Origin of the sequence: Arcanobacterium hippocoleae, from assembly GCF_040360365.1 — a bacterium.
Lineage (GTDB): Bacteria > Actinomycetota > Actinomycetes > Actinomycetales > Actinomycetaceae > Arcanobacterium_A > Arcanobacterium_A hippocoleae_A.
Genome location: NZ_CP136412.1, coordinates 68,140 through 81,563 on the forward strand (window position 1 = coordinate 68,140; position 13,424 = coordinate 81,563).

The window sequence follows — 13,424 nt, forward strand, 5'->3', positions numbered from 1 at the left end:
TAGTGCAGTTAAGCGTGCAAGGCTCATCACATTAGATTTGATGTGATGAGCCTTGCACGCGGATATGCCTATTGAAATCGAAACAATAGATAGTATTTCCAAGTGACTCAAACTGAAGTAAAAAAGAAGCATATACCGCACGCCACCTTTCCGTGCTTGAAGGTCTTGAAGCTGTCCGGAAACGCCCCGGCATGTACATCGGTTCTACGGATTCACGCGGCTTAATGCATTGCGCGTGGGAGATTATTGATAATGCTGTCGATGAAGCAATTGAAGGGTATGCAAACGAGATTCTCGTTACCCTCCACGCTGATAGCTCCGTCGAGGTAGTTGATAACGGCCGCGGAATCCCGGTAGACGAGGTTCCAGGCACCGGTGCTTCCGGCGTTGAAGTCGTGTATACGAAACTTCATGCCGGCGGTAAATTCGGCGGAGGATCTTATTCTGCCTCCGGCGGGCTGCACGGTGTTGGCGCATCCGTCGTTAATGCGCTTTCAATGCGTCTTGAAGTTGAAGTAAACCGTGACGGTAAAATCTGGGCAATGTCTTTTCGGCGCGGAGAGCCGGGAATATTTAAAGATAATCACGGTGAGATTCGGCCGGATGCGGTATTTGAACCTTTTGTGGAGTCCTCACAGCTGCGTGTGGTGGGAAAAACTGCAAAAAACAAAACTGGTACGCGGGTGCGGTACTGGGCGGATCCGCAGATTTTCCCGAAAAATGCCGAATTTAGTTTTGCCGAATTGCGTGAGCGTGTGCGTGAGAAAGCTTTTTGATTCCCGGGCTGAAGATTCGGCTGCGCGACGAGCGCCTCAGCGATAAACGTGATGAGCCGGAAAATAACCGTTTGCATGGTGAAATCGCGCCAGTGGTTGAAGAAGAATTTTCCTATGCCGGGGGAGTTGTTGATTTTGTGAATTTTCTTGCTCCGGATCATCCGGTTACTGATGTGATTCAAATTAGCGGAAGCGATACCTTTACCGAAATCGTCCAGACGTTAGATAAAGAATCAGGGCATTTAAAACCGCAGGAAGTAGAACGCGAATGCAAGGTCGATATCGCACTGCGCTGGGGAACCGGATACGAAAAGCTGGAGCAGTCTTACGTAAATATTATTGCCACACCGAAAGGCGGCACACATTTACAAGGATTTGAAAACGGCTTAGTAAAAGCTGTACGTGCGCAAATTGAAGCAAAAGCACGGCAGCTGAAAGTTACTGCACGTGATGCAAAGATTGAAAAAGACGATGTGCTTGCAGGTTTGACATCCGTTGTGACGGTTAAATTTCCCGAACCGCAATTTGAAGGGCAAACGAAAGAAATTCTTGGTACCGCCCCAATTCGGCAGATCGTTGCGAAGATTGTTGATACGCAGATTACTGCCGTATTCAATTCCAAAAAGCGTGACCAGAAAACTGAAAATATGCGGGTTCTTGAGAAAATTGTTGCGGAAATGCGGGCGCGTATTGCCGCCCGCACGCAGAAGGAAATTTCACGGCGCAAAAATGCTTTGGAAGCTTCCACATTGCCGGCGAAACTTGCCGACTGCCGCTCAGATAATATTGAAAAGTCAGAACTGTTTATCGTTGAAGGTGATTCGGCGCTGGGGACAGCGAAACTTGCGCGTTCTTCTGAATTTCAGGCGCTGCTCCCGATTCGCGGAAAAATTTTGAATGTGCAAAAAGCTTCACCGGCTGACATTTTGAAAAACCAGGAAGTCGCGTCGATTATTCAAGTTATCGGGGCGGGATCTGGACGCACATTCGATTTGGATTCTGCACGATACGGCAAAGTTATTTTTATGACCGACGCAGACGTTGATGGCGCGCATATTCGGACACTTCTGCTCACACTGTTTTTCCGGTATATGCGGCCGCTAGTGGAAGCTGGCAGAGTATATGCGGCGGTACCGCCATTACATCGGGTTGAGGTAGTTGGGAAAGGGAAACAGAAGCGCGAATATATATACACCTATTCCGATTTTGAGCTGCACCAGGTTCTCGCAAAATTACAAAAGCAGAAACGCACATATAAGGAGCCGATTCAGCGTTACAAGGGACTTGGTGAAATGGATGCAGACCAGCTGGCGGAAACCACGATGGATCCGGCGCGCCGCACGCTCAGGCGAATTTCGATGGAAGATGCAGCAGCGCTTAGTGATGCCGAGGAAACTTTTGAGCTTTTAATGGGATCCGATGTTGCTCCGCGAAAAGACTTTATTGTTGATGGTGCGACTTCAATTACCCGCGAGCAAATCGATGCATGAGGTTTTATCAGCTATTTTCACATTTTAAAAGTCGGCGGTAAATAGTGGTTAACTAATAAGTCTTTACGATTTTTTATGTTATCCATATCCTATTTTGACGTATTTGAAGTGTGAAATACCTCTATAGATTGTGAATATGCAGCTTCTTAAGCGGATAACTTCAATCTTCATGTAATAGAATGTCCACAGCTTGCAGGTATTTTCTGCTAAACTTCAGTTTCATCTTAAAAGTTATCTGAAGATAACAGCAGAGGGTGCTGAAAGGTGATATTTTGTTTGCCGGTCAAACATCTAATCACGGTTTATGCGCAAGTAAAATTTCCGTAATAATTGTCCATGTGTCTTCGGGATTCCTGTTTCGGATTGCGGCGGCACTCGAGTAGATTGGTACGCTTTTAGTTTTTCTGAACTAAATTTAGTATCCAAGGAGAACCAATGGTTCGATACCTTTTAAGGAAAGTACTAACGTGGTTTGTGACGATTTTTCTTGCCACTAATATTACGTACTTTCTAGCTAACTTTTTCCTCGATCCAACTTCAATTTATGTTGGCCGACGGCCGCCGCTTCCGCGGGATCAGATTCTCGCCACACTGCAGCCGTTAAACCTGAATCCGGAAGAAAATATTTTCATTCGTTGGTGGCGCTGGATTTCAGGGATTGTTACCCGCTGGGATTGGGGATATGCTCCGCTGGGAACTCCGGTGGGTGAAGAAATCTCGTATCGAATTTGGGTTTCTGCGCAGCTGCTCCTCGGCGCAACTGTGATTGCGGTTATAATCGGAGTACTTCTTGGTGTGTTCGCTGCAGGGCGGCAGTACTCGGGTTGGGATCGGGTAATTCAAGGTGCAGCAATTTTTGCGTTGAATCTGCATATTGTTGTTGCCGGGATGCTCGTGGTGCTGCTTGCATTATGGATAAACCGAACTGCCGGTGTTCGTCTGCTCTATGTAACCGGAGCTGCTTCGCTTGATGTTGAAGGATTTTTCCCGAGTTTAATTGATTTTGTGCAGCATCTGACTTTGCCGACGATTGCCTTGGTTACTACGTCTTTTGCGAGTTACTACTTCATGCAGCGTTCACTTTTGCTCGATAATATTGAAGCTGATTATGTCCGCACTGCGCGGGCAAAAGGTTTAACGCGAACGCAGGCGATTCGCCGCCACGCATTACGGACCTCGATTATTCCGGTAGCCACATCGGTGGCATTCTCCATTCCCGGCATTTTTACCGGCGCAGTGCTTACCGAAACCATTTTCAACTGGCATGGGATGGGAGAGTATTTTATTAAGACTTTGAATGGCAACGACATTAACGGTGTAGTTGCGGTTGCCGCTTTTGGCGCATTAACTACCGCAATCGGCGCAGTGCTTGCTGATTTCTTAGTCGTTTACCTTGATCCGCGAGTGAGAGTGAGCTAAAGATATGTCCAATAATTTCGAGAGCCGCACGACTACGTCGGATATTAACGCAAATTCGTCAAGCGAGACCCAATCCCCGCAAGCATATTCGCTTCCAAATCACGTTGAGCTGCGTGAAGAAAATGACCCGCAAGCAGAACGGGAAATGTCGAAATTAACCTTGTACCGCAAGCGGTTTTTTCGGAATAAAGCTGCGGTTGCAGGATTAATAGTTTTTATTTTTCTCGTAATTGCGGCAATCATTGGTCCGATTATTGCCCGGTATACGTATGATTTCCTTGATTTTGCCGCACTTTCAGAGCCGCCGAACGCGACGCACTGGTTTGGTACTAACGGCGACGGCGGCGATTTGTTTGCAATGTCAATGCATGGGCTAGGCCGCTCAATCATAATTGCGGTTTCTGTTTCGGTGGCAACTGTGATTATTTCCGCGATAGTCGGCTGCGTAGCGGCTTTTGCCGGAGGAAATGTTGAGAAAGTAATTCTTACCGTAATCCACTTTTTACTTGTGATTCCGTCGTTCTTGATTCTGGCGCTTGCAGTTTCCTCCTATGGCGGCGATTGGAAGATTTTGATTATTGCGCTGATTGCTTTTGGCTGGATGTATCAGGCACGTGTGATTTGGTCGCTTGCGATTTCGGTGCGTGAACGCGAATATGTGACTGCAGCGCGTTTTATGGGAGTTCGCGGATTCACTATTGTGATGCGGCATATGATTCCGAATATTGGTTCGCTGCTCGTGATTAATCTGGCTCTTGGCGTGGTGTCGACGGTGATGAGTGAAACTGGTTTGTCTTTCCTTGGTTTGGGTGTAAAAATTCCCGATGTTTCTCTCGGGACACTGCTTAGCTCGGGTGTGAATTCTCTCGAATCCCAGCCGTGGCTTTTCTTATTCCCAGCAGGTATTCTCACGCTTTTAACAGTGTCGATGGCACTGATTTCTGATGGTCTGCGTGACGCTTTAGATCCGAACTCTGCGGCTGGAGGCCGAGCATGAAACCAATTCTTTCTGTACGCAATTTACAAGTATCTTTTCCTTCTGAAGCCGGCCGCGTGGACGCTGTCCGCGGTGTTTCTTTCGATCTTGAACCTGGAAAGACCCTCGGTATTGTTGGCGAATCCGGTTCCGGTAAATCCGTAACATCGTTGGCGATTATGGGCTTGCTGCCGGAGTATGCTTCGGTGAATGGCTCGGTGAAATTTGCCGGGAAAGAACTTGTTGGTTTAACTGACCCGCAGATGGCAAAGCACCGCGGTTCCGATATCGGCATGATTTTCCAGGATCCCTTATCTGCTTTAACTCCCGTATTTGATGTCGGAACACAAATTGTTGAAGCGCTTCAGCTGCATAATAAAATGTCGAACGAAGCTGCGTGGGAACGTGCAGTTGAACTGCTGGATATGGTGGGAATTCCAAATGCGAAAGAGCGTGTAAAATCTTTCCCGCATGAATTTTCCGGCGGTATGCGCCAGCGTGTAGTGATTGCAATTGCAATCGCAAATAATCCGAAAGTCCTGATTTGCGATGAGCCGACTACGGCTCTTGATGTAACGATTCAGGCGCAGATTCTTGATGTGATTAAGACTGCCCAGCGGGAAACCGGTGCGGCAGTAATTATGATTACACATGATATGGGGGTAGTAGCTGGTACCGCTGATGACGTGCTGGTGATGTACGCCGGAAAACCAGTGGAGCACGCCCCGATCAATGAGCTTTTTATGCTCCACGGCATCCATATTCGGTCGGTTTGCTCGGTTCAATTCCCAAAATAACCCAGCGTGAGCATGAAGCGTTGGTGCCGATTGAAGGAAATCCGCCGATTGTAATTGATTTACCGGATGAATGTCCGTTTATTTCACGCTGTCCGGCTGCCGCTGCGGCATGCCGAGTGAGTGAACCGCCGATGCTGGAAGTGGTTTCTGAATATGAGAAAGATGCGGCGCATTGGTCTGCATGTATCCGTGCAAAAGAAATTTCCGACGGGAAAATCGGCGGAAATGCGATTTTCCCAATTCCAACTCTTTCGGAAGATAAATTCAAGGATATTCCGCGCCAGGAACGCGGCACCGTGCTGGAAGTGCGCAATCTGGTAAAGACTTTCCCGCTGATTAAGGGAGCGCTGCTGAAACGGCGCGTTGGCAGCGTCTATGCCGTGAACGATGTTTCATTCGACTTAAAAGAAGGCGAATGCCTGGCAATCGTCGGTGAATCCGGCTGCGGTAAGTCCACTACTTTGCTCGAAATTATGGATTTAGGAGCACATATCACTGACGGGGTAGTGGTACTTAACGGTGAAAATGTTTCTACTTTGAAGCGCGCTGAGCGCCGTGCGATGCGCAAAGATATTCAGATGGTGTTCCAAGATCCGATGGGGGCGCTTGATCCGCGGCTGACGGTAAAAGAAATTATTCAGGAGCCGCTGACTGCGTTCGGGCAGAAAACCGGACTGCGTGAGCGGGTGCAGGAACTGATGTCATTGGTTGGGCTTGATCCGAAGCATATTGATCGGTTCCCAGGAGCATTTTCCGGCGGGCAGCGGCAGCGTATCGGGTTGGCGCGGGCGTTGGCAACAAACCCGAAAGTAATCGTGCTTGACGAACCGGTTTCGGCTCTTGATGTTTCAATTCAGGCGGGCATGATTAACCTTTTGGATGAACTGAAGAATACACTCGGGATTTCTTATCTTTTCGTGGCACATGATCTTTCGGTGATTCGGCACATTTCTGACCGTGCTGCTGTGATGTACCTTGGAAAGTTTGTGGAGTTGGGCGACACAGATGCAATTTTGATGATCCAGTGCATCCGTACACGCAAGCTCTGCTTTCAGCAATTCCAATCCCAGATCCAAAAGTGGAAAAAACTCGGGAGCGGATCACTTTGCAGGGTGATTTGCCTTCACCGACTTCAAATGAGCCGGGGTGCAGGTTCCGCATGCGCTGCCCGCTCTACCAATCACTTAGTGCAGATGGAAAAGCAAAGTGTGATACTGAAACTCCGCTTTTGCAAATTCGTCCAAATCATGATCATGCGTATGCATGTCATTATCGCTAAAGCTATACTGTTAGAAATTCACAACAACAAAGGAGAAGAGAATGCGAAAATCAGCAAAAGCATTCGTCGCTCTGGGAACGGCATCTTTGATGCTGCTCAGCGCATGCGGCGGAGCAAAGAATGAATCATCTGCCGGTTCTGGCAAAGAGTCAGGAGAGCAGGTTGAAGTTAAGGGTGCAGATTACCTTAAGGCAGATTACAAGGATCTTAAGGACGGCGGCACACTCACCCTTGCAATTAACGAACTCAGCCCGCAGGGTAACCCTTACCATCAGGACGGTACGAAGTACACTACTGATCTTTGGTATATGTACAATCCGCAAGTTGCACTGTTTAAAGATAATGGTGAATATTATCCGAATCCAGCATACGTAACCAGCGCGAAAGCGGAAGAAAAGGACGGCAACACCGTCGTTACTTTCGATATTAACGAAAAGGCCAAGTGGAACGACGGCACCGATATTGACTGGACCGTATTCCGTGATACCTGGACCATCAATAACGGCAAGGAGCCGGAGAAATACCCGGCTTCCGGCACTGATGGATACGATCAGATCAAGTCCGTTGAACAGGGCAAAAATGCAGATCAGGCAGTCGTAACTTTCGACGGAATCTACTCGTGGTGGCAGGGTCTGTTTAACAATTGGGCGAATCCGCACCTGGTAGATGCAGATGTTTACTCCAACGGATATTTAAAGCAGTTCCATCCAGAATGGGGTGCCGGCCCGTACACAGTAAAGTCTGTTGATTTCAACCAGGGCGTTGCCTCTTTTGAACCAAATGACAAGTGGTGGGGCGATAAGCCGAAGCTTGATACAATCACCTATCGCTATATGGAAACCCAGGCAGCAATTAACGCTTTCAAGAACGGCGAAATTGACTCTGTAGGCGCATCTTCTAAGCAAACCTACAGTGCAGTGAAAGATATGGAAGGCATTGAAATTTTCAGCTCAATGATGCCCGGAAATTATCTTCTGATGCTGAACTCTGAGTCGGAAAACCTGAAGGATATCAAGGTCCGGCAGGCAATTATGGAAGGCATTGACCGCTCGCAGCTTGCAAAGATTGTGTTTGACGGTCTTCCTTACACCGAAGAACTTCCTGGTTCTTTCACCCTTTTTGCCTCGCAGCCTGGATATGAAGATAACTTCTCGAAAGCGGTAAAGTTTGACGCTGCAGCTTCAAAGAAACTGCTTACAGAAGCTGGCTGGAAAGAAGGATCTGATGGAATCCGCGAAAAGGACGGCAAGAAGCTTTCCTTGATTTATACTGTCACTGGTGATTCTGAGCGCACCAAGTCGCTCGCAAAGGCATATCAGCAAATGCTGAAGCAGATTGGCGTAGATTTGCAGATTAGCGAACGGCCGTCGAGCGAATTCTCCCAAGTTTACACGAAGAAAGAATTCGATTTGTTTATGATGGGATTCAATTCCACCGATCCATTTGGCGTGGCATACTTTGATCAAATTTATGCTTCTGATTCTGGTTTGAACCTTTCAGGTACCGGCAGCAAAGAATTCGATAAGAAGATTGCGGAAATGAAGAAGATTGCGGATCCTGAGAAGCAAACCAAGAGAGCGCATGAACTTGAAGTAGAAGCATTCAAGACCTACGGTATCATGCCGATTTATAACGGTCCGGCTATGACTGCAGTGAAGAAAGGTCTGGCAAACTACAGCAGCTATTCACAGGGATTTGCAAAGATTCCAATCGAACACATTGGCTGGGTGAAGTAAAATTTCATGCTGCGATAATAGATTGCAGCTGAAAAGGCAAAACAGCAGCAGCTGAAAATAGAGTGAATGGGCGGGGAGCAATTCCCGTCCATTCACTTTTCTATATTATGATGGGAGTTATGAATAATCAGCAGTGGTGTTGGGAAGAGCTTACCCCAGATAATATCGGAGAAGTATTTGCACTCATTGCCACTGTGGAACGTGCAGATTCGGCGCCAATCCGCACTGCCCGGCAGGAAGTTGAGTCTTACTTCGGAGAATCTTTGCCGTGGAAAGCGCAGGGAGCGCGCTGTTTGGATTCAAATGCGCTGATTGCTTTTGGTTTTGTACGCGCAGATTATCTTTCAGGTGAATCTGTGATTACGATTTCCGGAGGGGTGCATCCAGATTGGCGCCGCCAGGGACTCGGCAGTGAACTGCTCGAACGGCAAGTTGATTTGGCAGGAGTTTTGGCGCAGGAGATTAACCTATCTGAATATACTGTAAAAATGTATATTGATGAGCGGCAGCATGATTTGGCAGATTTAGTGCGCTCGACAAAGTTTGTACACGAGTATAGTTTTGTGCAGGCACAGAAAATAATCAATCCGGATTTTCCGCAAAACGATATCGGAAAATATCTCCAGATTAAACCGCTTTCAGCAGAGTATTATCTGCCAGTATATGCATCACATTTGCAGGCAGTTAATCCTGATCAGAAATATGAAAATGTGCAGGAATCAGATATCGACTTTGCTGCTTTGGGGTACGTGCCGCAATGGTGTTTTGTGGCAGTTGATACTTTTGGTGACAGGCCGGAACTTGCCGGATATATCCTTTGTTCGCGTTTTACTACCAGCGGAGCAAATCAGGCTGATGAAGAGGGATATATTGAAGAACTCGCCGTATTCCCGAAATGGTATCGCCGCGGCCTTGAAGAAGCATTAATTGATTACGCCTTACAGAAGTTTTTTACAGACGGGATTCAAATTGCCGGCGTGGATTTGATTCAAAAACCCGACGGAAGCGAAAAAGAAATTAACCAGAAGATTCGCGCTGCCGGTTTCCGCCGGGTTTCAAAGACTGTCGTCGTAAGTACAAAAGTCCAGTTGCCGTAAATCTGTAGCTGTTTCTACAGGTGTGTTTTCCGGCTTAACTGGAAAACTATCCGATAGCTGCAATGATTCCGGCAGCTTGTGTTCCCGAGGCGTCGCGGCGCTCGTCAATATCAGGTAAATCAATGGGGGCACCGCTTGCAGAAACTGCACGCGGTATTCCTTGCCCGACCCACGCTATGCTCAGCTGATCTTCACCGCGGAGAAAACGCTGCGCACGGACTCCGCCGGTTGCCCGCCCTTTCGCTGGGAATCGGTCAAGCGGGCTTACTTTCACTGATCCGGGCTGTGTACCGGGAATAGCAGCGGCAGAATTTGCGATTGTTACTACAAATTGCGCCGCTAAATCATTTGCCGGCACAGCAGCAAAAGCAATTACATTTGCGGCTTCATTGAGCCGAATCCCGGCAATACCCTGACCGGTACGGCCTTGCGGGCGCACCGCAGCGGCATCGAAGCGCAGCAGCTGCGCATCAGAGGTAATTAACACAATCTGTGAGTCGTCGGCCGCATTCGCTGCACCGATGATTTCGTCACCGGCAGAAAGCTTAATTACTTCAAACGGTGCGCGGGCAGGATAATCGGGAACTACGCGCTTAATCTTTCCCTGCTTTGTCGCGATAGCTAACGGTGTAATTTCCGGGAGAAATTCGGGGCTGTTTTCGCTTTCAGCAGCAGTATTTTCACCCTGCGGACCGGGCAGTGCAATAATGTTAATAATTTTTGCAGATTTTTCAAGCATTAAAATATCGCTTAAAGCACTTCCGGCAGTAAGGCTGGGGGCATTCTCGGTAGCCGGAATCGCCGGAATGTCCAATACACGTAAATGATGGATGTATCCGTCTGCGGTGAGCACGCCGATAGTTGCAAGATTTGATGTTTCGATAACAGTTTTAATTGCGTCATGCTGCACGCGCGGCCCGGCAGCAGAAATCGCGTTTGTGCCGACGATTCGGGCAATCAGCCCGGAAGCGGAGAAGAGTACTTTGCACGGATCATCGGCAATCTTTAACTGCAGTTCATTATCCGCAGCTGCAGAATTTGCAATTCCGTCGGATTCGAGAAGCATAGTGCGCCGCGGTGTGGCGAAATCGTTTGCAATGTCTTGCATTTCCTGTGCAACAAGCGACTTAAGTTCTGCTTCCGAACTCAAAATTTTCTCGAGATTTTCAATTTTGGCACGCAGCTCCTCGCGTTCGGTTTCCAGTTCAATCTGCGAAAACTTTGTCAGGCGCCGGAGCCGCAATTCAAGAATATATTCTGCCTGGGCCGGACTTAAATCAAATACGCTTATCAGCCGCTGCGCTGCCTCAGCTGAATCTGCGGCAGAACGAATCAGCTGAATTACTTCGTCAATATCAAGGATTGCAATCAGCAGACCTTCCACAAGATGCAGGCGGTCCTGGGCTTTCTGCAGCCGGAATTGGCAGCGCCGGCGGGTGACGCTCAGCCGGTGATCAATATATACCTGCAGTAATTGTAATAATCCGAGTGTGCGCGGCTGCCCGGCAACAAGTGCAACATTATTGATTCCAAACGATTCTTCAAGCGGCGTATGTTTATAAAGCGACGCAAGCACAGCTTCCGGGTTGAAAGCGTTTTTACTTCAACCACCAGCCGCATTCCATGATGCCGGTCGGTAAGATTTTGTACTCCGGAGATTCCCTGGAGCTTTTTTGATTGCACGCCGTCTTTAATTTTCTCGATGATTTTTTCCGGCCCGGTCAGATAGGGAAGTTCAGTAAAAACGATTCCTTTCTTCCGTGCGGTAACATTCTCGATATGAGCTGTAGCGCGGGTTTTAAAGATACCGCGTCCAGTTTCGTAAGCCTGTTTAATGCCGGTAAGTCCAACGATTTTTCCGCCCTCAGGTAAGTCTGGACCGGGAATGAAGCGCATAATCTCATCGAGTGCAGCTTCCGGGTGAAATAAAAGATGGCGGGCACCGGCAATCACTTCCCCAAGATTATGCGGCGGCATATTTGTTGCCATTCCGACGGCGATTCCGGCAGAGCCATTTACCAGCAAGTTTGGAATTGCAGCTGGAAGCACCTCCGGCTGCATTAACGTGTTGTCGTAATTCGGCACCATATCGACAACATTTTCATTTAGCGAAGCTGTCATTGCCAGTGCCGGGGTGCCATCCGGACTTCAGTATACCGGGGAGCTGCCGGGCCGTCGTCAAGTGAACCGAAATTACCGTGACCATCTACCAGCGGGAGCCGCAATGTAAAATCCTGGGCAAGACGCACCATTGCGTCATAAATTGCGGTGTCTCCATGCGGGTGGAGCCGGCCCATCACATCACCGATTACCCGTGAAGATTTTACATGACCTTTTTCCGGACGCAATCCCATTTGATCCATCTGGAAAAGAATTCGCCGCTGCACGGGTTTCAAACCATCGCGTGCGTCAGGCAAAGCGCGGGCATAGATTACAGAGTAGGAGTATTCCAGAAATGATTTGCGCATTTCTTCGGATACGTCGATATCGATAATATTTTCATGAACTGCTGCTGTGTCTTTACTCTTTGCCATTCTTTAATTATCTTGGATAATCTGCATTTCGCTAATTTCGGCGCCCCGATATCTGCCGTGATATTGGCGACGGCTGCCGGATATTTTTGTATTAGTTCGGTAATAACTGTGCCGGCGTGGAAAAATGGAACGGGCCAGGAACAAAGATTGTGCAGATAATGAGAATTTTTCATAAGGAGACAAAGCAGATGTTTGATCGTGCCAGCTGCTTGCAAGGGGCGGTACTTCCAACTGAAAAGAATCTTTCGCAGGTAATGCTGGGAGCGCTGGGAGCTGTGGGAATCTTGCTTGACAACGATTCGGGAAATAATTTTTCTGCTGAAAATTCTTTGCAAAATACAGAAAAATCTGCCGAAGTTGCTGAAAGTTTTTTAATCCTGCCAGCAGCGCGCAGCAGCTGCTGGGTTTTCCGGAAGCAGATCGAGTCTGTGTGGTGCTTGTAGATGGTCTGGGAAGTCTGCAGTTATTACAGCGCCGCGGGCATGTGCCGAATCTGCGGACGCTGAACCTTGAAGCTCAGATTACAACGGTTGCGCCGTCTACGACGGCAGCGGGGATTTCTGCGCTTGGTACCGGGATGCTGCCTGGAGAAAATGCGATGGCAGGATATTCGCTGCGCTCTCCGCGTACCGGGCAGACGTTCAGTTTGATTAAATGGGATGGGTCAGGATATCAAGCTCCGGAATGGCAGAGCAAACCAACTCTTTTTGAGCGTTTAGGAAAAGACGATCTTGCACTTACCGGAGTTATTCAGCCTAGTGATTATATTGGGTCTGGACTGAGCCTTGCCGCGCTTCGAAGTGCCCCCGCTTATTCTGCGCAGCGGCTTGATCAGCGTTTTGGGCGTGCGGCGCAATTGCTCCGCACGGGGATAAAAGCAGTTTACGTTTACTGGGGAGAACTTGATAAAGTCGGGCATAAACACGGTTGGCAGTCTGAGCGCTGGATTGACGAACTTGAAAATTTTGATCGCGAATTTGGGGTGTTCTTAAGGAATCTGCCGAAAGGAACATTGGTTGTTTTGACTGCTGATCACGGAATGATAGATGCTGCAGAGAAAATTGATATCGCGTTAAATCCGCAGCTGCGGGCAGGAGTAGAACAGGTGGCGGGGAAGAACGCGCCTTTCAGATTTATACGCAAGAGCCGGCAGCTCTCGCTGCGCGCTGGCGTGAAGAGCTGGCAGATTTAGCCTGGGTACTGACGAAAAACGAATTGATTAAAAGCGGTCTGTTTGGTTCAGTCAGTAAATTTACGGAGAGTGTGCTCGGCGATGTTATTGCCTTTTCAAAAACAGGTGTTGGTTTTGTAGACTCGAGG

8 protein-coding genes and 3 pseudogenes are annotated in these 13,424 nt (G+C 48.3%); 8 read left to right on the plus strand and 3 right to left on the minus strand.

Annotation, left to right across the window (positions count from 1 at the left end):
- Positions 1-152 precede the first annotated feature (152 nt).
- The 6 genes and pseudogenes from RQN30_RS00400 to RQN30_RS00435 all read left to right on the plus strand — a co-directional run bounded on the left by RQN30_RS00400 (position 153) and on the right by RQN30_RS00435 (position 9,570).
- Positions 153-2,266: pseudogene (locus RQN30_RS00400) on the plus strand (DNA gyrase/topoisomerase IV subunit B).
- 435 nt (positions 2,267-2,701) lie between these two features.
- Positions 2,702-3,685 carry an ABC transporter permease gene (locus RQN30_RS00405; RefSeq protein WP_353060792.1) on the plus strand — a complete coding sequence of 328 codons (984 nt, stop codon included), beginning with the start codon at positions 2,702-2,704 and terminating at the stop codon, positions 3,683-3,685.
- 4 nt (positions 3,686-3,689) lie between these two features.
- Positions 3,690-4,682, plus strand: coding sequence for an ABC transporter permease (locus RQN30_RS00410; protein ID WP_353060793.1), 993 nt, complete (start codon positions 3,690-3,692; stop codon positions 4,680-4,682).
- Positions 4,679-6,737: pseudogene (locus RQN30_RS12420) on the plus strand (dipeptide ABC transporter ATP-binding protein). Before RQN30_RS00410 ends, RQN30_RS12420 begins: the two are co-directional and overlap by 4 nt.
- Positions 6,738-6,778: 41 nt before the next feature.
- On the plus strand, positions 6,779-8,473 hold the full coding sequence (locus RQN30_RS00430; protein WP_353060795.1) for an ABC transporter family substrate-binding protein: 1,695 nt from the start codon (positions 6,779-6,781) through the stop codon (positions 8,471-8,473).
- A 62-nt stretch (positions 8,474-8,535) separates the two neighbouring features.
- The gene (locus RQN30_RS00435) at positions 8,536-9,570 is read left to right on the plus strand and encodes a GNAT family N-acetyltransferase (protein ID WP_353060796.1); all 1,035 of its coding nucleotides are present in this window, start codon (positions 8,536-8,538) and stop codon (positions 9,568-9,570) included.
- Between the two features lie 46 nt (positions 9,571-9,616).
- Here the strand turns inward: RQN30_RS00435 and RQN30_RS00440 are convergent, their stop codons facing one another.
- From RQN30_RS00440 to RQN30_RS00450, 3 genes and pseudogenes are all read right to left on the minus strand, one after another.
- Positions 9,617-10,678 (minus strand): DNA gyrase C-terminal beta-propeller domain-containing protein, encoded by a 1,062-nt coding sequence (locus RQN30_RS00440; protein WP_353061721.1) that lies wholly within the window; start codon positions 10,676-10,678, stop codon positions 9,617-9,619.
- 57 nt (positions 10,679-10,735) lie between these two features.
- A pseudogene (locus RQN30_RS00445) lies at positions 10,736-11,691 on the minus strand (DNA gyrase subunit A); the annotation flags it as partial.
- Complete coding sequence (locus tag RQN30_RS00450) at positions 11,688-12,104, minus strand: DNA gyrase subunit A (RefSeq protein WP_353060797.1); 417 nt, start codon at positions 12,102-12,104, stop codon at positions 11,688-11,690. The pseudogene RQN30_RS00445 and the gene RQN30_RS00450, both read right to left, overlap by 4 nt.
- A 188-nt stretch (positions 12,105-12,292) precedes the next feature.
- Here RQN30_RS00450 and RQN30_RS00455 point away from each other — a divergent pair, with 188 nt between their 5' ends.
- Positions 12,293-12,547 (plus strand): hypothetical protein, encoded by a 255-nt coding sequence (locus RQN30_RS00455; protein ID WP_353060798.1) that lies wholly within the window; start codon positions 12,293-12,295, stop codon positions 12,545-12,547.
- Complete coding sequence (locus RQN30_RS00460; protein WP_353060799.1) at positions 12,535-13,296, plus strand: alkaline phosphatase family protein; 762 nt, start codon at positions 12,535-12,537, stop codon at positions 13,294-13,296. Before RQN30_RS00455 ends, RQN30_RS00460 begins: the two co-directional genes overlap by 13 nt.
- Positions 13,297-13,424: the final 128 nt, after the last annotated feature.